General features: G+C 35.3%; 17 protein-coding genes and 2 other annotated features. Of the genes, 1 reads left to right on the top strand and 16 read right to left on the bottom strand.

The window, feature by feature from the left end; genetic code table 11:
* Nucleotides 1-29: 29 nt before the first annotated feature.
* From ileS to MKX37_RS10535, 15 genes are all read right to left on the bottom strand, one after another.
* The gene (ileS, locus tag MKX37_RS10610; protein WP_002127171.1) at nucleotides 30-3,131 is read right to left on the bottom strand and encodes an isoleucine--tRNA ligase; all 3,102 of its coding nucleotides are present in this window, start codon (nucleotides 3,129-3,131) and stop codon (nucleotides 30-32) included.
* A gap of 54 nt (nucleotides 3,132-3,185) precedes the next feature.
* Nucleotides 3,186-3,424: a binding site (T-box leader), on the bottom strand.
* A 98-nt stretch (nucleotides 3,425-3,522) separates the two neighbouring features.
* Nucleotides 3,523-7,725, bottom strand: coding sequence for a bacteriocin-processing peptidase family protein (locus tag MKX37_RS10605; protein WP_078422326.1), 4,203 nt, complete (start codon nucleotides 7,723-7,725; stop codon nucleotides 3,523-3,525).
* A gap of 367 nt (nucleotides 7,726-8,092) precedes the next feature.
* On the bottom strand, nucleotides 8,093-8,887 hold the full coding sequence (locus MKX37_RS10600; protein ID WP_002127169.1) for an endonuclease/exonuclease/phosphatase family protein: 795 nt from the start codon (nucleotides 8,885-8,887) through the stop codon (nucleotides 8,093-8,095).
* The gene (locus MKX37_RS10595; protein WP_002127168.1) at nucleotides 8,881-9,765 is read right to left on the bottom strand and encodes a class I SAM-dependent methyltransferase; all 885 of its coding nucleotides are present in this window, start codon (nucleotides 9,763-9,765) and stop codon (nucleotides 8,881-8,883) included. The genes MKX37_RS10600 and MKX37_RS10595 overlap by 7 nt, the downstream gene beginning before the upstream one ends.
* Nucleotides 9,766-10,110: 345 nt before the next feature.
* Nucleotides 10,111-10,452, bottom strand: coding sequence for a DUF2085 domain-containing protein (locus tag MKX37_RS10585; protein WP_002127167.1), 342 nt, complete (start codon nucleotides 10,450-10,452; stop codon nucleotides 10,111-10,113).
* Nucleotides 10,453-10,586: 134 nt separating this feature from the next.
* Nucleotides 10,587-12,275, bottom strand: a complete 1,689-nt coding sequence (gene argS / locus MKX37_RS10580; protein ID WP_003188971.1) for an arginine--tRNA ligase — start codon at nucleotides 12,273-12,275, stop codon at nucleotides 10,587-10,589.
* A 45-nt stretch (nucleotides 12,276-12,320) separates the two neighbouring features.
* Nucleotides 12,321-12,535: a binding site (T-box leader), on the bottom strand.
* A 40-nt stretch (nucleotides 12,536-12,575) separates the two neighbouring features.
* Entirely contained in the window at nucleotides 12,576-13,352 is a 777-nt protein-coding gene (locus tag MKX37_RS10575) for a class I SAM-dependent methyltransferase (RefSeq protein ID WP_002127165.1), read from the bottom strand.
* A 49-nt stretch (nucleotides 13,353-13,401) separates the two neighbouring features.
* The gene (locus MKX37_RS10570) at nucleotides 13,402-13,836 is read right to left on the bottom strand and encodes a BrxA/BrxB family bacilliredoxin (protein WP_002012568.1); all 435 of its coding nucleotides are present in this window, start codon (nucleotides 13,834-13,836) and stop codon (nucleotides 13,402-13,404) included.
* 82 nt (nucleotides 13,837-13,918) lie between these two features.
* The gene (locus MKX37_RS10565) at nucleotides 13,919-14,302 is read right to left on the bottom strand and encodes a thiol-disulfide oxidoreductase DCC family protein (protein WP_002085930.1); all 384 of its coding nucleotides are present in this window, start codon (nucleotides 14,300-14,302) and stop codon (nucleotides 13,919-13,921) included.
* Nucleotides 14,303-14,305: 3 nt separating this feature from the next.
* Nucleotides 14,306-15,433 carry a conserved virulence factor C family protein gene (locus MKX37_RS10560; RefSeq protein WP_002012566.1) on the bottom strand — a complete coding sequence of 376 codons (1,128 nt, stop codon included), beginning with the start codon at nucleotides 15,431-15,433 and terminating at the stop codon, nucleotides 14,306-14,308.
* A 155-nt stretch (nucleotides 15,434-15,588) separates the two neighbouring features.
* Nucleotides 15,589-15,927 carry a single-stranded DNA-binding protein gene (locus tag MKX37_RS10555; RefSeq protein ID WP_002012564.1) on the bottom strand — a complete coding sequence of 113 codons (339 nt, stop codon included), beginning with the start codon at nucleotides 15,925-15,927 and terminating at the stop codon, nucleotides 15,589-15,591.
* A gap of 161 nt (nucleotides 15,928-16,088) precedes the next feature.
* The gene (locus MKX37_RS10550; RefSeq protein WP_002012563.1) at nucleotides 16,089-16,343 is read right to left on the bottom strand and encodes a DUF4318 domain-containing protein; all 255 of its coding nucleotides are present in this window, start codon (nucleotides 16,341-16,343) and stop codon (nucleotides 16,089-16,091) included.
* 94 nt (nucleotides 16,344-16,437) lie between these two features.
* Nucleotides 16,438-17,169, bottom strand: coding sequence for a Bax inhibitor-1/YccA family protein (locus MKX37_RS10545; RefSeq protein WP_016126856.1), 732 nt, complete (start codon nucleotides 17,167-17,169; stop codon nucleotides 16,438-16,440).
* Nucleotides 17,170-17,244: 75 nt separating this feature from the next.
* Complete coding sequence (locus MKX37_RS10540; protein WP_002127139.1) at nucleotides 17,245-19,140, bottom strand: ABC-F family ATP-binding cassette domain-containing protein; 1,896 nt, start codon at nucleotides 19,138-19,140, stop codon at nucleotides 17,245-17,247.
* Nucleotides 19,137-19,784, bottom strand: a complete 648-nt coding sequence (locus MKX37_RS10535; protein ID WP_002012557.1) for an HD domain-containing protein — start codon at nucleotides 19,782-19,784, stop codon at nucleotides 19,137-19,139. Before MKX37_RS10535 ends, MKX37_RS10540 begins: the two co-directional genes overlap by 4 nt.
* Before the next feature lie 109 nt (nucleotides 19,785-19,893).
* Here MKX37_RS10535 and MKX37_RS10530 point away from each other — a divergent pair, with 109 nt between their 5' ends.
* Nucleotides 19,894-20,631 (top strand): hypothetical protein, encoded by a 738-nt coding sequence (locus MKX37_RS10530; RefSeq protein ID WP_078422327.1) that lies wholly within the window; start codon nucleotides 19,894-19,896, stop codon nucleotides 20,629-20,631.
* A 620-nt stretch (nucleotides 20,632-21,251) separates the two neighbouring features.
* Here the strand turns inward: MKX37_RS10530 and MKX37_RS10525 are convergent.
* The gene (locus MKX37_RS10525; RefSeq protein WP_087944756.1) at nucleotides 21,252-21,374 is read right to left on the bottom strand and encodes a DUF3983 domain-containing protein; all 123 of its coding nucleotides are present in this window, start codon (nucleotides 21,372-21,374) and stop codon (nucleotides 21,252-21,254) included.
* Nucleotides 21,375-21,519: the final 145 nt, after the last annotated feature.

Below are 21,519 nucleotides of genomic sequence, written 5' to 3'. Positions count from 1 at the left end.
GTTGGAATGATTCCAACTTCCTTTTTTCTTTAATTAGCCGCGTTTAATTTAATTCGGATCTTTGTCTCACCTAAAGAAAGTTCATCGTCCTCATTCGTTAAGTGACCAAATGTAAATTGCTTGACGAGTAAGTTTTCTTCCAATAAATCTTTATGATTCGTTAACGTTTGCTGTAGTTCTTCTTCTGTATCAAGAATTACATCCACTCGTAAATTAACTGGTAAATTCAACTGCTTACGATATTCTTGAACTGCACGAATAAATTCACGTGCTACTCCTTCTTGTAACAATTCTTCCGTTACATTCGTATCTAACATTACCGTATATTGACCGTTAGTCGTATTTGAAAATCCTGATTTCGCAACTTTCTCTACTAATACATCTTCAGCTGTTACAACTACTTCTTCTCCTGGTGCTACTTCGTAAACTGCTCTTTCTGTAGATACAAAGTGTTGTACTTCTTCTTTTGATAATTGTTTTAGCCAGCCATTTACTGCATTCACACTTTTACCAAACTTCGGCCCAGCCGTTTTAAAATTCAGCTTTAATTGATAGGACGTGTATTTCGTTTCATCGAGTTCAACATGGAACGCTTTTACATTTAGCTCATCCATGATGATATCACGATAAGATTCCCAATCCATATCATTTTCATTATGCGCTAGTAATACAAGTTCTGCTAACGGCTGTTTTACTTTTAATGAATGTTGATTACGATTACTTCTTCCAAGTTCAACAACTTGTAAAACAGCATCCATTTCTGCTTCTAACTCAGGCTGGATAAGTGATTCGTTTACAACCGGATAATCTGCTAAATGAACGCTGCTTCCTTCTAAATTCAGATGAATATCCTCAGCTACAAACGGTGTAAATGGTGCGATTAATTTACTAATTGTTACAAGCACTTCATGAAGCGTTTCATACGCAGCTGCTTTTTCAGGATTCATACCAGATTCCCAGAAACGATTACGTGATCGTCTTACGTACCAGTTACTCACTTCATCTACAAGCGCCGCGATTTCACGAGCTGCATTCGTAAATTGATAATCATCAAGTGCTGTTCTCACTTTTTTTGTTGTGCTATGCAATCTTGATAATACCCATTCATCTAATTTCGTACGTTTAACTTCATACTTTTCTTCCGGATTATACTCATCTAAATTTGCATATAAAACGTAGAAGCTATATACATTGACTAACGTATCTACAAATTTAGATTTTGCTTCCAGTACTGTTCTTTCAGAAAAACGCTTTGCATTCCACGGAGCACTGTCAACAAGTAGAGCCCATCTTAAAGCATCTGCACCAAACTGATTTACTAAATCAACTGGATCTAGTGCATTTCCTTTACTTTTAGACATTTTCTGTCCTTCCTCGTCTAGAACATGCCCTAGTGATAACACTCGTTTATAAGGTACTTTTCCTGTATATAGTGCTGATACTGCTAATAAACTATAAAACCAGCCGCGTGTTTGATCAATTCCCTCTGCAATTACATCTGCTGGAAACTGTTCTTCAAATAACTCTTTATTTTCAAATGGATAATGATATTGTGCAAACGGCATGGAACCACTATCAAACCAAACATCGATTACTTCTGGTGTACGATTCATTGTACTTCCGCATTTTTCGCAGCAAACTTGCACTTCATCTACATACGGCTTATGCAATTCTAAATCTTCAGGTGTTTCTTTCGTACTATGCTTTCTTAATTCGGCGATGCTTTTCGGTGAGAATTGATGATCGCAGCTTTCACATTCCCATACGTTTAACGGTGTTCCCCAATATCTATTCCGGCTAATATTCCAGTCCACCATGTTTTCTAAAAACTTACCAAACCGTCCATGCTTCATATGGTCTGGATACCACTTAACAGAATCATTATTTCGTAAAAATGTTTCTTTAATCTCAGTTGTTCGGATTAACCAGCTTTCTCCTGCATAATAAAGTAATGGTGAATCACAGCGCCAGCAATGCGGATAGCTATGTTCATATTTTTCTTTATGATATAGCAAACCTTCTTTAGCTAAATAACGAACGATATCAACGTCACATTCTTTTACAAACTTACCTTTAAGAAATGGTACTGCATCCGTATACTCACCTTTCTCATCTACAACATGTAAGAACGACAATCCTTCACTTTGAACGACTTTATAATCGTCCTCCCCATATGCTGGAGCGATATGAACGAGTCCTGTACCACTATCTGCAGTTACAAAATCTGCTGCAATTACGTGGTACCCATTTGTAACTTCCTTCATCGGAAACGGTGCTGTATAAGATGTGTTTACTAATTCTTCGCCTTTATGAACGGATAATACTTCATAGTTTTCTTTTAGTACTTCTTGTACACGCTCTTTCGCAACAATGTATACATACCCTTCTTGTTTCGCTTTAACGTATTCCATATTTGGATGTACGGCAAGTGCAACATTCGCTGGAAGTGTCCACGGCGTTGTCGTCCATCCAAGGAAATATTCATTTTCACTATCTTTTACTTTAAACTTAACCGTTGCGCTTAAATCTTTCACTGTTTTATATCCTTGTGCAACTTCATGTGAACTAAGCGATGTTTGACAGCTTGGACAGTACGGTGAAACTCTATGCCCTTTATATAACAAGCCTTTTTCATGAATCGTCCCTAAAATATTCCATACACTTTCGATATATGGATTCTCTAGAGTAACGTATGGATCATCCATATCTACCCAATATCCAATGCTCTCCGTAAATTCACGCCACTGCTTCTCATATGTGAATACACTCTCTTTACACTTTTGAATAAATGGCTCAATGCCGTACTCTTCAATCTCATGCTTACCTGAAATACCAAGTTGTTTTTCAACGCCTAATTCTACAGGTAATCCATGTGTATCCCAGCCAGCTTTTCTTAACACTTTATATCCAGCCATCGTTTTATATCTTGCTACTAAATCTTTAATTGCCCGACCAAGTGCATGGCCGACGTGTGGTAAACCGTTCGCCGTTGGTGGTCCTTCATAAAACACAAACGATTGTGCGCCTTCTCTATTCTGAATTGATTGTTCAAAAATGCCCTGTTCGTTCCACTGCTTACGAATACGTGTTTCTCTCCCTACAGCTGACTCTTTTACATCTACTTTCTTCATGTACAATCACTCCTTTGAATGTTTTAAAAGCACACAAAAAACCCGCCCCTATGAAGTAGGGACGGGTTTACCCGCGTTACCACCCTAATTCTATTAGCTTTTCACTAATAGCACTTAGCAACGTACTAATATACGCGTTCTTTGTAACGGTAGACATCCGTCCGAGCTTACTTTATTCAGCCACGGCTCCTCGGAGATGATTTTCAAATAACGTCTGCACACCGGCTTTCAGCAATACACCGGCTCTCTGGAGAACAGCTCACTATTTTACTCTTTCTCGTCTTCAGATTTGTATACTTTATTAAAAGTTATTTTATGCCATTAAACAATTAATTGTCAACTAATTCGAAATATATTTTTATTTATACCCTTTTTCTCTATTCTTATACAATCACTTTTCAAATTCTCGCAATCCTGCTAAATCTTCATCTTCCTCTGCAAGTTCAGCGAAAAATCCTGTTTCATCTTCACGAAGCACAATTTCAAGTTCATCTCTTGCCTCTTCATTTCTGTTTAATGATGTTAAATAACAAGCATGATCGTATCTTGCTAGCAAGTCAGTAGCATCAATTGCTAATATTTCACTTGTTATTTTTTCTGCCTTTGTCGTTTGCCCAGCTCTATGATACGAAGATGCTAAAGCAAGAAGAATTGCTGTTTCATTTGGATGATGTACAGAAGCGTCTTCTAATAACTGAATCGAGTCCTCAATTCTCTCTTGACTTTGATATATTTCTGCTAAAGCAAGGAATCCTCTACTTACAAATGGCGTTTTCTCAATTAATTGCAAGTGAATTTTTTCGGCTTTTCTTTCTTCGCCTAGCTTACATAATACATTCGCTTGTAGAAGAAGTGTATCATAATCATCCGGTAGCTCGCGAACCATTTGTTTCGTTAATTCAAAAGCATCTCGTAACATATCTTCTTCTTCACACTCAATGAAAAGATTTACAAGTTGCTTCGCTACATCATAATCCCACTTATTTTCTAACGATGTTTGTAAAACCTCTATAGCTTCTTTATTCATCGCCGCATTCTCATAAAATATTGCGAAACGCTGCGCTGCCATACTATTTTTCGGATTTAACTTTAAGGAGATTTCAAATAAATCGATAACAACTGTAATCATTGAAATTTCCTTCGCACGATTTTTCATGCGATAAAATGCTCTTGTAAATATAGATTTTTTCGGTTGCTCATTTTGCTGTCTTTCTACTAATCTTTCGGCAACCGCAGTAGCTGCATACATAAACGCTATACTTCTTTCTGCTTTTTTCACCTTTAGCGTATGAAGTACGTCTCGTATCTGGGATAATTTTTTATGTTGTTCCATTGCTTTTACGTACACACCAAAAATACGTTCACTTTCCAAATCTTTATGCATTACTTTCAGCGCAACTTCGATTGCTTCTGCACTCTGCTTTTTAACTAGCAATTTCGCATAATGATATAGTACTTCCACATGCGCTTCATCTATTTTCATTGCGCATTCGATATATTCTTTTTCTTTATCTATGTCATTCATCGCGCCAAACACGTATGCAATCGCATCTAAACGCCATGTTTCAGGAACTTCTTCCTCCAATTTTTCTAGTTCAACTAGCAATTCTTCCTGAAGATTCATTTCTACTGAAAGCTGCGCTAAATATTCCATATTTATATGCATTGGTTCTTCTTTCATCGCCTGGACCATATGCTTTTGTTCTTTGGAACGATTCTCTTCTTTTTCGTATATTTCAGCAAGCTGCAAATGTACACCTAAGAAGTTCTTATCCCTTTCTAAACATGTTTCATACGCATGCTTTGCTTCTTGAAATTGCCCTAACGCCATGAATGTTTCACCGATACGGAAATACGGCAATGAATCTTGTTTTTTCTTAAGTGCATCATTATACCGTTTTATCGCCTGATCATACTGTCCAATAGATTCATATAAAACACCTGCGTAACAACCGTATTCAATTACATCCTCTTTTTCTTTTTCTAACGTTCTTAAAAATGCTATGCCTCGTTGCACAAAAGCTGTGTCTTTTATTCGATTTACATACTCATCCAACACGCTCGCTATATTAGCGTATACGCTTCGTATACCGTTCTCTAATTTAGAAAGTGCAAGTTTTAACTCTTTTTCATCCTCACCTAATGCCATTTCAGCATCCCATAACACCATACCAGCATTCATAAGGAAATCTTGATTGTCTTCAAATTGCTTATTAATACTGACAATATAGTTTTTTGCATCCTTATATTGTTCCTTTGCCATATAAACTTGAATTAAACCGAAATGAGAATATACATCTTCATTATTTTCTTCTAAAGAACGCTTATATATAGTTTCCGCTTCTTCAAGTTCATCATTTTGAAAATGAAAATCTCCTAAACGAACATATAAAGACGCCTGATCTTCACAATTTTGAATTCCTTGTAATAGAATTTCCTTCGTATTTTTCTCATCATCCAAATCCGATTCATAGATTTCCGAAAGCTTCGTATATAAATAGGCTGCTGTTTTATCTAATTGAATCGCCACTTTAAGTCCTTTTACCGCCAAATACACTTTCCCTAAATACTGAGCACATCTTGCACGTTCATACCATATGTGCGCTTCATATTTATATTCTTTTAATAAACCATTAAAGAATCCATATGCTTCTTCATATCGTTCTAAATCTATTAAAATTAAACCGTGATTTACAAGTGTAAACCTTTCTGGACTACGTTCTATAGCTGTTAGAGAATACTCTAGCCCCTTTTCAGATTGATCCATATACATGTATGATAATGCTAAGAAACTCCACGCAACTGGTTGATCTGCATCCAATTGTAATGATGAACGAAAACTAGCAATCGATTCTGCATAATTATCTTGCTCAAAAGAATAACGTCCATTTATAAAATGATACAACGCTTGATTGCTTTTCTTCTCCACACTTTGAAGCATCTGTCCTGCTTTTTCCATATCCTGCAGACGAATAAAACACTGTGCACTATGCAATTTCACAAAGTCAGAGCTCGGAAACTTTTTCATTAATTTTTCTATACAAAACTGAATAAAATCTTTATCTACTTCAGCATCTAAATGTTTAATCGTATATAACCAAGTGTTTGGGTTTTCACTTGTTTCTTTTAAAAATAGTACTAACTTTTCAATTCCCTCTTTATCTTGCTCACCTAAATGATCTGTAAGAGAAAAGATTGTTTTATAATAAGTGTGTTCTTTCTCATTTAAAAATGAAAGTTGTTCCATTCTATCTTTTGGTATAAACGTAATAGCTAAACAATCTGTATAACGATATTTTTCTTGCAACTTATCATATTCCACAAGAATCGGTTCCAAGAAATTCGGATCTTGAATATAAAAAGCTTGCAGTACATCGTCATAACCAGAAAGCACTTGTACATGGGAAGCGTGCTCAATATCTATACTTAATAAAACGGGAATACCTTGATTGAGTAATCTCTTATAATTTTCCTCATTCCCTTGAAAATAACGATATTCGTAACCTTGCTCTTCTATATATGTAACTGTATCTGAAAACTTAGAACCTGTTACATCAAAAATATGTTGTGCAATTTCATCTTGCGTACGTTTTTCTCCCCATACCCCTAACATCATTTCCAAACTTGTCGGAACGCAATAGTTATCCTTTTGTACAACCGGAACTATCGGTAAACGAACCTTTTTTCCATCAGGATTTTTTTCTATATGATGATATAGCGAATTTTTTAAACTCTTTTCACTTTTCAATAGTGCTTGCAAATCGTGAATATTATTCATTTTATAAAATGCTTCTGCACGTAAATGTATAAAATAAGTTGTATATGCATGATGCGGAAGCATATGATTGATTTTATCTATTACCGCTAACATTTCTTCATAGCGCTCTAAATCTAATAAATATTTTACTTTTTCAAAATAGAAATATGGTACTTGAGGGAACTTTGCAATCGCATCATTAATGAGTTGTAACGCTCGCTGCTGTTCACCTTTATATGCATATAATTGCGCCAATAAGTACGTAGCTAACTCTTCACAATCTTTATGCTGCTGACCGGATAAAAGTTGTTCCTCTGCCTTCTCCCACTCACCAGTCTGTATATATAAGTAACCCCATTTATCAAAAACTGCACGCGTACTATGCTTTTCCGCCTTTTGCATATAGGCATAGGCCTCTTCATTTCGCTTCATATCTAGCAAACATCTAACTAACGTAAAGTATGTTTTCGTTAAAACATCCGCATCAGTTTCCTCTTCATTTACCTTTTCCAAAGAATCTTTTAACAATTGTTCAGCATCAAGGATTTTACGCTCATCAATTAATTCATCACAATATAAAGAGAGCGTTCTCATATTTGGGAATTTTTTATAAGTATAACGAATTAAAAAGGAGCTATATTGATGCATCAAACCTTCATCAGCAAGACGAATTAATGTATCAAACTCCTTAGGTGACGAGACGTTAGAAAGCCAGTTCTTCACGTATGATAACTTATTCGTTTCTTTTATATGCGCAATTTCATTATTTATCTCATGTAATCCATCTAGGAATCTCTTTTCTTTCAAACAAATCTCTAATTGCTTAAAATCTAGCATGCATTCACCTCAAATTATTATTTATACTGCCATTTGCAAGCAGTATTCTAACCTACTTGCTTAGATTTTACACATCATATAGTATGCATTCAACTAAAACCTCATATAATGAACGATATTATTTAATATTATTCAAGTTTATAACTAAATATCTTAAAAACGATACTTTTTCTCGTTATTTTGTTTAATTTGATGAAATAACATATATTATTCGAAGATGGGTTTTATCTTCTTTTTTGAGGCTTCATTCAGTGGATGAAATTATATTAACGATTTCCTGAATATCTATTGTAACTTACAATAGATCAACGATTTGATAAGATATATCGATTTACCTAAAAAAATGACAATCATCCTATCTTTTATTTCACTTATCAAATTTTAAATCTATAAAAACACCGTAATGATCACTTGGAAATACGTGTGATGAAGTTAATGCTAAATCTCCAAATACAGATACATTTTCTATATTTAGAGATTCAAACGAATCCTTCTCTTGTATCAAAATCCAATCATATCGTTCTTCTTGCTTTTCATCCCCTATTAAATTTGTATTCTTTCCATAATCTAAAGTTGGCTGAGCAAGAATGTTATCTTGATTTTCTTTAAGCTGAGCCACGTCTATCCATTGATTACTTATTAAGTATTGATGCACCCCTGAATGTGGTTCATCATTAAAATCACCACATAATAATTCGTAGCCACTACCTCTGTTTTTAATCCAATTATTCACCGTATCCAATTGCTCTTTTCTTACCTTACTAGATTTCCAATTTAAATGAACATTCGTTATCCCGAGCTTATACTCTTTATATTTTAACATAATTCGAATGGCACAATAATTCGATTCCTCTATATCTGTTTCCCAAATAGCTTCTTCAGCTAAAATAGGAACTTTACTTAAAAAAGCTAGGCCTTCATCTGGAGAATCTGGATACTCTTTAAATACACAGACCGGATATCCAGATTGATCCGCTATATACTGCGCAACATTTTTCTTCAATTCATACTTAGCACAACTTCCCACTTCCTGTAGAGCAAGAATATGCGGGGAAATATTGCGAACCTCCTCACAAATGGCTTCTAATCTCTCAAACCAAAAACTCTCGTGATTCCATATATTGAAAGTAGCAATTCGAATTACATCACTACAATTTAACATTTTATTTCACCAAATGTAATTTTCATATTCGGAGCATAAACTAAAGATGCATGTATATGAAACACTTCAAAAAATCGTAGTTCTGCTTCATATTGAGCGAGCGCTTCAGCAAATGTTAATCCCCGACTCATTAAACGTTCTATAAATTGCTGTTTATCACCCGGATTGCCTGCAATCCCCTCTTCTTTTAGAGAATTATATAATCCTTGCTTATCATTTTGATTTAAATTAGAATCTAAAAAATTCACTTTATCACTTACTCTACATTCAATATTTTTAACACCCAATTCACTTAAATACATAGGTATTTTCATACCGATATTTCCATCTTTACCGTTTCTCTGTGTATCTCTTTCAAATAATCTCTGCAAAACACCTAGCTGGATAATTTCCGATTGATTCTCTCCATCTAATACGTATGAAGACATATTTGACATCCAATGTGGTTCAAAACAGATTATTTTACCACCTTGTTTAATTGAATGTATCATCTTCTCTAGCATCGTTTTTGGGGAACTCATATGTAATAAGAAAGCATGACTGACAGCTATATCATATTTATTTTTCAATTCAATTTCTGTCGCATCCCCCTCAATAAATTCTGTTTCATATGGGAGTGCACGAAACAACTCTCTCGCTTCAGCTATTAATGTTTCTCCCCTATCAATCCCTGTATACTTTGATCCAATTGGAAGTAAAGGCAACAAAATTAAACCTAAATAACCATATCCACAACCATAATCAACAATATGTATAGGATCAGTAATCTTCCAAACTGAATTGACTAAAAAACTTAAATAATCATCGTTATAATATAAATCTCTCGTATTTCTTAAATATGCTAGCTTACTATTCCAATCATACTCTTCCAGGTCCAACACCTCCTTTTATATACAAAACTAAAGTTCTCCATTTAATAGTCACATTCCTACACTTCTAATAAAAAAAGCTAGTATACCTTAAACGATACACTAACTTTCCCACTCACATAATTTAACAATTACAATCAGTATAATCAGTACAAGCTAATGTACTGCAATCACAGTTTCTATGTTCGTCATTTCTTTTTAGGTGAAAATAGAGTAACACAATAAATATTGTACAAATAACAAAAGCAATTACTGCTTCTATATTTCTTTCATGAATGAGAAAACTAATCCCGCTTCCTCCTGAAATAAGAATTAGAACTGAGTAAATTCAAAACATGTAAAGTTCTCCTTCCATTAATATATGCTTTTAGATGTTATCCATATAATGCTAGAGGCAATAAATAGCCCCATACCATTACCGCTTAATAAACCGGTCGTTACTCTTAGTAAATTTGTGCTGCTTCTCCATTTCCATTTTTGGGTGAATCCATCAATAAGTAACGGAATTTGAGCGGAAAATGATAGTATTATTGCAAGTAGAAACGAAGGTGTCATATAAAAATAAATTGGAAACATTAAAATACCGATAAGCATGCCTGTACAACGCGCACATAAAGGTATGTATTTTTGTAGTTTAAGGAAACTTCTTTCCGATCTTCTATGACAAGGAATTTGTAAAATAAAAGTTCGAATCAATATGAATCACCCTCTCTAAATAGATTTTAATTGATTTTGCAAAAAAATTATATATCCAATAAAAAAACAAACCAGGTTCATACTAGACCCGGTTTGTCAGTTTATTACTAAGTTCATAATAATTCTTTTCATATTTACATCTCCTCAGGTGCCCCTACCCCAAGTAAACGTAATCCCTCTTTTAATACAACCGTCACAGCGTAAGCTAATGCGAGTCTACTCTCTTTCTCTTCGTTCTCTTCTAATATACGAACATTTCCATAATATTTATTGAACGCTTGTGCTACATCTAATACGTATTTTGAAATAGTAGATGGCTCATTTTTGTTGAAGGCCGCTTCAATTACTTGCGGGAATTTATTAAGTAATTTTACGACACTCCAGCTATAATCATCTTTTAATGCAAACGTACAAGTTTCAAATTCTACACTTTCTTTTCTTAAAATTGAACAAGCACGCGCATGTGTGTACTGTACATATGGTCCTGTTTCTCCTTCAAATTTCAACATATTTTCTAATGAGAATTCGATATTATGCATACGCTCATTTTTTAAATCGTGGAAGATAACCGCTCCAACACCGACTTGTTTTGCCACGTCTTCTTTTTGTTTTAAATTCGGATTTTTCTCTTCAATATTTTGTTCCGCAAGCGCAACAGCTTCTTCTAACACTTCTTCTAATAAAATAATTCTGCCCTTACGTGTCGACATTTTCTTACCATCTTTTAATATGAACCCGAACGGTACATGTTCCATTCCATCAACCCAAGTATAGCCTAGCTTTTTTAATACAGTGAAAAATTGATTAAAATGTAAACTTTGTTCTGGTCCAACTACATAAAGTGCTTTATCAAATCCATATGTGTTTTGGCGATATAAAGCCGCCGTTAAATCACGTGTTGCGTAAATAGTTGCACCATCTGATTTTCTAATTAAGCATGGCGGCATACCTTCTTTTTCTAAATTAACGACTAATGCGCCTTCTGATTCTTCAAGTAAATCGTGCTCTTCTAAAATCCCAATAAAGTCTTCCATTTTATCGTTATAGAAAGCTTCTCCTTGAAAGTTTGTAAATTCCACACCGAGAAGTTCATAAATACGAGAAAATTCTTTTAAAGACTCATAACGGAACCAATTCCAAAGTTCGACTGCTTCTTCATTTCCTTCTTCTAGTTTTTTAAACCATGATCGTCCTTCTTCTTCTAGTTCTTTGTTCTCTTTTGCTTCTTCATGAAACTGAACATATAACTTAAATAACTCACGTATCGGATCCTCTTTAACTAACTCTTCATTTCCCCATTTTTTATATGCGGTAATTAACTTTCCAAACTGCGTGCCCCAATCGCCAATATAATTGATTCCGACAACTTCATACCCACATTTTTCGGCGATATGTTTCAGCGAATTACCAATCATTGTAGAACGTAAATGCCCCATTGAAAAAGGTTTCGCGATATTAGGAGAGGAATAATCGATAACTACCGTTTTTTCACATCCAAAGTGATTTTGACCGTACTCTTCTTTCTCCGCTAAAATTATTTTTAATACTTCATCACTTACTGTTTCACGATTAAAAAATACATTTACATAAGGACCAACAGCCTCTACTTTCGTAAAGAACGGATCATTTAATTTCTCCGCCAATTCCTTCGCTATAATAGCTGGTGATTTTTTATATTGCTTCGCTAGTGAAAAGCATGGGAACGCTGCATCTCCGAATTCATCTTGTTTCGGTGTTTCGATTAAATCTAAAATTTGATTTTGTGTTAATTCATTCGTAAAAATATTCGATAAACTTTTCGCAAACTGCGTTTTATAATTCATACTATAACCTCCTTATTTTTTAAAACACAAAAAACTCGTCTCTAAAAAAGAGACGAGTTTTAACCCGTGGTACCACCCTTGTTGTTCATTTCGAACCACTTTCCCGTTTATAACGAGGACAGGGGGCCTCGGCTTACTCTACTATTCGTTCAAGAAGCATCTCCGAAGTGCGCTTCATCTTTTTCTTCTGCACTAGGCTCACACCATCCCTAGCTCGCTTTCCTTCTGAAAAAGACTACTCTCTTCATCACAGACAGTATATTTAATTAATTATTGCTTATTATACATCTTTTCAAACAATTAGCAAGGATCAATTACACCAAAGTGAAACTTAGCACTTTTTCTTTTGTATACGTGAAAATTATGTTTTTCAAATCTAGAACTACGGAAATGATCTTTCAGAACGACACGCTTTCTCGCCACACGCTTCGCTTCCGCAATTGTTTCGTCAGTAATATCATGATACAAAGCGAAGTGTTTTAATCCTTTAATTCCATCTGATTCTATGACAGTTTCTTCGAACATTGGATCAAGGTAAACGACATCATAACTATTATCTTCACATTGTTTTAAAAATGAGTAATGCTCCGTTTGCTTCACATCGATTCGTTGCATTGCCTCATCAATTTCAGAAACAGATGAAGACCATGTTTTTAAACCATTTCCCATAATATAAGCCATATATTCATTGCCTTCAAGTCCCGTTACTTTTCCGCTTTCACCAACAATATAACTAGCTACAATACTATCTGATGCCATACCGAGCGTACAATCTAATACTGTCATTCCGCTCTCTAATTTAGCAGCTTGTACAAACGGATCGTGCTCTCCGCGCATTAACCTTTTCACACGAAACATCGCTGAGTTTGGATGAAAGAAAAACGACTCTTCCGTACCTTTTGGATAAATGGCTAATCGATTTTTCCCTACGACAAGTACATCTTGTTCATACTGCTCATGCAGTTTATGTACTGGTATGTCATTACGTTTAACGAAAGAAAGATTTAATTCTGCTGCTACCTTGTTTGCATAATCTTTCATTTCTTTATTTGTTCTTCCTGCTGTTGTTACTATCATTTTTTCACCTCTATATAAAGAAAAGAGGGAGATTCACTCTCCCCCTACTTTAGCAATTCTTTTCGAAAGCTTGTTCTAAGTTTGTAATAATTTCGTCCATTGTTGCGCCTTCAATTTCATGACGGTGAATGAAGTGAACAACTTCTTTTCCTTTTAGTAATGCCATAGATGGTGAAGATGGAGGAATTTCTCCGAAGTATTCACGCATTTTTACAGTAGCATCTTTATCTTGACCTGCAAATACAGTTACAAGATGATCAGGTTGTTTTTCAGCACGTACAACCGCTTGACCTGCTGATGGACGTGCTAAACCAGCTGCACAACCACAAACAGAGTTTACAACTACTAAAGTTGTACCTGATGCATTCTCCATAAATTCTGTTACAGCTTCTTCTGTAGTTAACTCTTCAAATCCAGAACGCACTAACTCTTGGCGCATTGGAATTACCATTTGACGCATGTATTCTTCATATGCATTTGACATCTTGTATCTCTCCTTCAACTTTCATTCCAAATTTATCATATCACGCTCTATTAATAGGTGCAAAAGAAAGATAACGATGATTTCATTTTTTTGTAGGGATTTCACAAACCCCTTCACGACAGTGTCCAACTGGGACAAGTTTTCTATTGTTGGCAATATAATCGTATACTTTACTTCCAAATCCAAGTACGATAGATAGTTTTATAAAAGGTACTGCAAACCAATAAGATGGAACGGCCTTTGCTAATACGTTAATGCTATGAATTCCGTCATACCACTTATTATTTTTTAAAATATACAATCTTTGTTCCATCTTACTTTGTAATTCTTGAGAAAGTTCATACTTCTCAACTACATCTTCATCTCGAAATGAAACAAATTTCATCTTACCCTTTTTATCTAATCTTTTCGTACGTTCTGCAACCGCCGTACACATCGGGCACCAACTATCATAGAAAACAATCATAAACTATTCCCCTTTACGAGACTCCGTCATTTGCTTCCATACTGATCCTTTTGCTTCTTCGCCGCCTTCAATACGTTCTAAAGCTAAACGTGCTTGCATCGCCACTTCAAACTCCGGATCATCTTCTGCTGCTTTTAGTGCCGGAATTGCACTTTCATCACCAAGTTCAAATAAGAACATTGCTGCACGCCAGCGTACTAATTTACTTGAATCTTTCAAAGATTTAATCATAACGAACATCGCTGCTGGATCACCTACGTCTGATAAGCAATCTCCTGCTGTACGACGAACGCTTACTGAACGATCTAATAACGCTTTATATAATAACGGCAATACTCCTTCACCTTTTACCATACCTAAATAAGCTGTTGCTAAACGGCGGATAGATACTTTCTCATCATCTAATGCCATTTTCAATACCATCATATCTTCTTCCGTTGGATCCATTTGTTCTAAAGCTGCAAAACGGTTTTTCCAGTCAGAATCTTTCATCATCTCTTCTGTTACTTTATATGGCTCACGCTTTTGAATCGTTACTTCAACAGCACCTGCTTGATCTAATAATTCTTTAACCGTTTCATTTACACGTTCTTCTGAATAAGCAGCAATAATTTCTTCTACTACTTCTTTCCCGATTTCTTCAAAATTACCGTAACGTGTACTTTGCTCTACCCACTTACGCTCTTTCACAACGTTAGGTGCAGACATTTGCACTTTCATAATTGATTCTTTAAAACGATCAGGTAAACCAACACGCTCTTCTGAGGTTCCATCTGTTAACTTCACTTGCATCGGAATTGTAAAGAACATTTGAACAAACACTTTCACTTCTCCAAAATGAGAAAGTTGTTGTTCTTCGCTTTCTTCCACTATTTCTTCACCGAAAACAGCACGAACTTGTTGTAATAAAACTTTCCAGTCATACTTCGCATTTCGCTCTACTGCTAAAAAGTCTGCAACATGATACACACCTTTAATGCCTTCAATCTTCAAAATTTCTTGCACTTGCACTGGTGCTTGTTCTTTATTTTCATTTGTATAATTATTACGCGCTCCTGATGGTAATACTTCATTCAAAATAACTTTCATTGTATTTGGACTTGGCGTCGGTTCAATTGCTTTAATCTTCACGTAAAAAACTCTCCTTTATTGCGTGTTCTTAGCTGTATTGTAACATGTTACCCCTTTATACTCCTACTCGGATGCTTAATTTTATTGATTTCTTCCCATCATCATACTTTCTCTTTCCACCTAATTAATCCGAAACTATCATTAAAATTCTAATATTATTGCGATGCACTCTCCCGCCTTCTCTCTAAAAATGTAATATTCTCAATCAGAACTTCAGTTCTATATACTCTCTTTCCTTGTTCATCATCGTAATTACTCGTATGAATACGCCCTGTAATCCCAACAAGTGAGCCTTTCGTACAATATTCTGTTACATTTTCAGCCGACCTTCTCCATACAACACAATTAATAAAATCTACTTGTTGCTCACCTAAACTATTTCGAAAACCTCTATTCACCGCAACACATATTCGTGCATAAGCGACACCTTGTTTTGTGTAGTATAATTCTGGCTCCTTTGTCAATCTACCGATTAATACAACTCGATTCATCATAAGTTATACCACCTCACATATTTTTCTTCATTGTAAAGAAAAATGTTGGAAGGGTAAAAAGCGCAAAATGATATGTTTGTAAGCAAAAATTATTACTTTATATCTTACAAATCAAAAAAAGAAACCCTACATAGTATAAACATGTAAGGTTTCCAAAAATATTATACTTCACTGCAAGATATGTAATATCCTCCCCGGGCCATCTTTATTTCAGCGCGGTACATTACATTTTCTAAGTAGAAAGTAATCGGTTTAACTTTACTCTCAATTTTTAATTGTTCATTACATTTAGCCGCATAGCTTTCAATAGCTGAACGAATAACTTCTGCTGATGGATATGTTAAAGCGTCATCTAGTTCTATGAAAAAACTTTTAGAAAATAGTTTTTTCATAATCCCTTTTTTCTCTTTCATCATATTCCATCCCCCTTCAATTTAAGTCGCCAACATCCATATTTTCAATTTATCTTTAAAAATAAAAAAACCTGCACATTTCATGCAGGATTTTTTATTAGTCATTTTTCGTAAAGTAAGAAACGAAACGAAGAATTTCTAAGTATAACCATACTAGCGTCATCATTAGACCCATTGCACTGTACCACTCCATATATTTTGGAGCCTGGCTACGTGCACCATTTTCGATTAAATCGAAATCTAGTAATAAATTTAATGCAGCAACTACAATAATAACTGCACTAATGATCATACCAATTGTTCCACCTTGGTGAATATATGGAACAGAAACACCGAACATGTTTAATAAGAATACGATTAAATACATAACCATAATTCCCATTGTTGCTGCCATAACACCTGTGCGGAATTTATCAGTTACCTTCACTACGCGTGTTGCATATAAAACTAACATCGCAAATAGAATTGAGATTGTTAGTAATACAGCGTTTAAAACGATAGAATCCTGAAATTTCATTGCATAAACTGCTGAAATACTTCCTAACACTACCCCTTCTACTGCCGCATAAATCGGTGCACCAATTGGTGATATGCGCGGGAAGAAGATAGATGCAAATGCAACGATTGCCGCAATAACTAAAGCACCAATTAATACTGGCATTTTCATCGTACCATTTGACATCTGTATGTATGAATAGACAGACGTTGCAAGCAGCAAGATAAGCATGATAAACGTTTTGCCTACTGTTCCGCCAATAGTCATCGCAGAAGTATTTGCTCCCTCTTTACGGAATGCCTCTTTTTTCAACATTGGATTAGATGTTCTCATTTTTTCCCTCCTAAAATAGGTTCTACCAATAGTGTAAAGTTTTTCTCTTTACTTTTCAATATATGCAGCTTGTTTTTATTTTAATCCTTCAACGATGTCGGATAGTTCACTCCATCGTTCCATCGTTTTTTCTAGCTCTTCTTCTATCTTCTGCCCTGCTTCAGATAATTCTTGGGCCTTTGTGAAGTCAGATCCAACATTCGTAAGTTCTTCTCCAATTGATTCAAGTTTCTCTTCTAGTTGTGCAATTGTATCTTCAATTGTTTCCCATTCACGCTGCTCATTGTAAGAAAGTTTACGTTTACGTTGTTGTTTCGGAGCCTCTTCTACTACTTTTTTCTCCTTTTGAACTTCTGCTTTCTCAATGAGTTCTCTCGTTTTTTCCATTTCTAAATACTCTGTATAACTACCTAGGAATTCACGCACTTCGCCTTCGCCAGTAAAGATGAACAATTCATCTACTACTTTATCTAAGAAGTAACGGTCATGCGATACAGTTAAAACGACACCTGGGAAATCTTCTAAATAATCTTCTAGCACTGTTAATGTTTGTGTGTCTAAATCATTCGTAGGCTCATCAAGTAATAGTACGTTTGGTTCTCCCATTAAAATACGCAATAAATATAACCGTCTTCTTTCGCCACCAGATAGTTTACCAAGCGTTGTTCCATGTGAATGCGGTAGGAATAAGAAACGTTCTAACATTTGAGATGCGCCAATTACTTTTCCGTCTGTCGTATGAATAACTTCCGCAATTTCTTTAATGTATTCAATCATACGCTGGTTTAAATTCATCTCTTCATTTTCTTGCGTATAATAGGCAACTTTTACAGTTTGTCCTACTTCAATTTCACCACTATCAGGAGAGAATTTTCCTGCAAGCATATTTAATAGTGATGATTTTCCGCTTCCATTTGCTCCGATGATTCCGATACGATCACCAGGCTTCACAATATGATTAAAGTTATGTAATACTGTTTTATCACCAAATTTTTTCGTTACATCTTTTAATTCAAGTACTTTCTTTCCTAAACGACTTCCACTTAGTGCAATATCAACTGATTGCTTCGCTGCTGGTCCTTCTTGTCCCTTTAGCTCATCAAAACGCTGAATACGCGCCTTTTGTTTCGTAGAACGGGCTTTTGCACCACGGCGAATCCAAGCAAGTTCACGACGATATAAATTTTGGCGTTTTGATTCTTGTGCCGATTCTTGCTCTTCACGAAGTGCTTTCGCTTCTAAAAATGTACTGTAGTTTCCTTCGTAGCTATACAGTTTACCGTTATCTAATTCAAAAATACGGTTTGTCACACGATCTAAGAAATAACGATCATGGGTTACAAGTAATACCGCACCTGTATATCTTGCTAAATATTCTTCTAACCATTCAACTGTCTCATGGTCAAGGTGGTTCGTAGGCTCATCCAAAATTAATAAATCAGGTGTTTCAATAAAACATTGCGCCATTGCAATACGCTTTTTTTGTCCACCAGATAGGTTTCCAACAGTTGCTGTAAAATCAGTAATTCCTAATTTCGTTAATAACGATTTTGCATTCGCATTTGCTTCCCATGCACTCATCGCATCCATACGTTGCTGCACTGCAAATAATTGTTCCTGTACTTTTTCATTACTTGGATCTTTTTCGATATTTAATAACGATTGTTCATAATCACGAAGAAGACGAATTAAAGGTGTATCACCATGGAACACTTGCTCTAATACTGTTAGTTTTTCATCAAACTCTGGTTGCTGTGATAAATAACTAATTGTATATCCACGTGAATGCGTCATATCACCTGTATCAGGAGTTTCTAATCCTGCAATAATTTTTAATAACGTTGATTTACCAGTACCGTTTACACCGATAATTCCGACACGTTGTCCTTCTGTAATACTACATGATAATCCATCAAATAACGGTTTTTCTCCGTATGATTTCGATAAGTTCTCCACAGTTAACATTTTCATATTTGTGCATTCCACTCTTTCATAAATTGTTCAATAAACTGTTCCATATAACGATGACGAACTTCAGCCTCTTGTTTTGCTGCGTTCGTGTTCATTAAATCTTTTAGTTTTAAAAGCTTTTCATAAAAATGATTTAAAGATGGATCATTATTTTTTCTATATTCATCTTTCGTCATCACTTCTCGAGGAGGGATAGTTGGATCATACATTAATCTCCCTTTCGCTCCTCCGTATGCAAACGTTCGAGCTATTCCAATTGCACCAAGAGCATCTAAACGATCCGCATCTTGAACAATTCTACCTTCAAGTGACTCAACTGTGCCACCATGACCGCCCTTATAAGACATATTGGCGATGATATGAAGAACATGCTTACTTTCATCTTCTTCAACACGTAACTCTTCTAACCAATCAGAAACTTTTTTCATTCCTGCTTCTTCACTCTCATTTAACTTCTCATCTGCTACATCGTGAAGTAATGCTGCCATTTCAATTATAAAACGATTTCCCCCTTCTTGCTCGGATAAAGAAATCGCCAATTTATGTACGCGTTCAATATGATACCAATCATGCCCACTCGCATCTTTTTCTAAAATATGCTTTACGAAAGTTATTGTTTTTTGTATTTTTTCTTGTTTTATCATTTTATCTTCACCCAGTTACTTATTGTAACACGCCCGCATTTTTTCATCACATATTTTCTTGTCCGCCCATACACTAGGTGGTAGGCATCATTATGAAGGAGGAATAAAAATGTTCTATAATAACCAACCGCCTTACCCACAACAACCATTTTCCCCTCAACATCAGGAACAAAGATATGCCGAACAATATGAGGAGCAAGAGACACAACATCAAGAGCCACAATACGAACAAAATCCATACGCAACACCGCAAACTCAAGGAGCTGAATATCAACAAAATCCATATGACACACGTCCAAATTATGAATATCCTCAAAACCCATATGCAGCATCACCAACTCAAGAACAACAATATCAGCAAAATCCATACACAACTCAGTACACTCAAGAACAACAAAATCCATATGTACCGCAGCGCACCCAAGAACAACAATATCAGCAAAATCCATATGCAAATCAGCCACAACAGCCAATGTATCAACCAAACTCCGAACAACGTGCCTCCCCACCTGCACCACCAACTATCGATCCGACGCAACCACAAATTTTACCGCCTGGTCCAACATTCGATATTACACAGCCACAAATTTTACCACCAGGACCTATTACAGAACCAACACAACAACAAATTCAACAAGTTGTCGGTACACAGTTTTTACCTTTAAAGAAACCTGTACTAGATTTCGTAAAACCTTGGGTAGATTACGGTTTAAATGAAGCAAAACATACATCACATCAACACGCTTTAACTGAGGTTGCTGCAATTATGTTCTTAGTTGGTAAAGGATTCAACCCAACGATTGCTCATTATATTGTTGAATCTTGGGAGAAGAATGAGCAGTTTTAAGGTGGTTCATTTTATATTATATAAAACTAGAAAAGTGTCACAAATGCCTGTTATACAAGCATTTGTGACACTTTTTATTTGTTATATTATATTCTATTGCAAAAGGGGATTTCATATTTTTTCACGTGTTTTTATATTATTTGTGAGCAATGTTTTCCCCTACTACTCACAATACAACTATAACATGCTAATTCCAAAACAATCGGCACATATACTGCCAAAAAGCGGTCACGACTCTGCCAATTATTTTAAATTCCTCCTGTGTTGCTGATCTATCGATTTTTGGTAAGAAAGATAATTGTTTAGTCATGTAGAACCACTCCTTTGTATTTTTTTACTTTTATCTTAACGCTCCACGTCTACGTTCATAACGTGGTCCACGAACTCCCATTAACTCTTCAATTTCACAAGTACTAAATTTCTCTTTTCGTTTTTTCTTATTTTTCTTCTTTGCTTGTTTTGATTGCTTTTTCCACTCACGTAACTAATCCTTTAGCACCTTCATTTCCCCATCTCCTTTTTCAAAATAAAAAGGACACCTATTCTTAAAACAGCTTTAACTGCTACTTTAATGAATTGGTGTCCTCTAGTTTTCTAGCCGGACTGTATTCTGTTTTCATTTATTTGATAATACCAGCCTGCACAAAGATACTTCTCCAAGCTTTGTTAACTTGATATTTATCAACGGCTATCGCACGACGAGCAATAGCTCTTCTTATTTTCTTTTTCTTTGCATTTGCCATTCTCCTCATCCCTTTCATGCAAACGTCTCTCATTTTCATTTTGGAGCGTTTTGCTCCTTTTGATACCTATTACATTCAAAAATAATCTAAACGTGAATTGTACCTATTTTATAAATTCCTTTTCCCCACAAAAGGATTATTTTAT

Origin of the sequence: Bacillus sp. FSL R5-0709 (genome assembly GCF_038004785.1) — a bacterium.
Taxonomy (GTDB): Bacteria; Bacillota; Bacilli; order Bacillales; family Bacillaceae_G; genus Bacillus_A; species Bacillus_A mycoides.
The sequence above is the reverse complement of the archived record's forward strand: the minus strand, read 5'-3'. Positions and strand labels throughout refer to the sequence as shown.

What these genes read in the sequence shown, in the direction of transcription:
- MKX37_RS10535 (WP_002012557.1), bottom strand. Translation starts at nt 19,784, where the DNA reads ATGATAAAACAAGAAAAAATACAAAAAACAATAACTTTCGTAAAGCAT.
- MKX37_RS10540 (WP_002127139.1), bottom strand. Translation starts at nt 19,140, where the DNA reads ATGAAAATGTTAACTGTGGAGAACTTATCGAAATCATACGGAGAAAAA.
- MKX37_RS10575 (WP_002127165.1), bottom strand. Translation starts at nt 13,352, where the DNA reads ATGATAGTAACAACAGCAGGAAGAACAAATAAAGAAATGAAAGATTAT.
- MKX37_RS10530 (WP_078422327.1), top strand. Translation starts at nt 19,894, where the DNA reads ATGTTCTATAATAACCAACCGCCTTACCCACAACAACCATTTTCCCCT.
- MKX37_RS10550 (WP_002012563.1), bottom strand. Translation starts at nt 16,343, where the DNA reads ATGATGAAAGAGAAAAAAGGGATTATGAAAAAACTATTTTCTAAAAGT.
- MKX37_RS10545 (WP_016126856.1), bottom strand. Translation starts at nt 17,169, where the DNA reads ATGAGAACATCTAATCCAATGTTGAAAAAAGAGGCATTCCGTAAAGAG.
- MKX37_RS10570 (WP_002012568.1), bottom strand. Translation starts at nt 13,836, where the DNA reads ATGTCAAATGCATATGAAGAATACATGCGTCAAATGGTAATTCCAATG.
- MKX37_RS10600 (WP_002127169.1), bottom strand. Translation starts at nt 8,887, where the DNA reads ATGTTAAATTGTAGTGATGTAATTCGAATTGCTACTTTCAATATATGG.
- ileS (WP_002127171.1), bottom strand. Translation starts at nt 3,131, where the DNA reads ATGAAGAAAGTAGATGTAAAAGAGTCAGCTGTAGGGAGAGAAACACGT.
- MKX37_RS10525 (WP_087944756.1), bottom strand. Translation starts at nt 21,374, where the DNA reads ATGGCAAATGCAAAGAAAAAGAAAATAAGAAGAGCTATTGCTCGTCGT.
- MKX37_RS10565 (WP_002085930.1), bottom strand. Translation starts at nt 14,302, where the DNA reads ATGATTGTTTTCTATGATAGTTGGTGCCCGATGTGTACGGCGGTTGCA.
- MKX37_RS10605 (WP_078422326.1), bottom strand. Translation starts at nt 7,725, where the DNA reads ATGCTAGATTTTAAGCAATTAGAGATTTGTTTGAAAGAAAAGAGATTC.
- argS (WP_003188971.1), bottom strand. Translation starts at nt 12,275, where the DNA reads ATGAATTATAAAACGCAGTTTGCGAAAAGTTTATCGAATATTTTTACG.
- MKX37_RS10555 (WP_002012564.1), bottom strand. Translation starts at nt 15,927, where the DNA reads ATGATGAATCGAGTTGTATTAATCGGTAGATTGACAAAGGAGCCAGAA.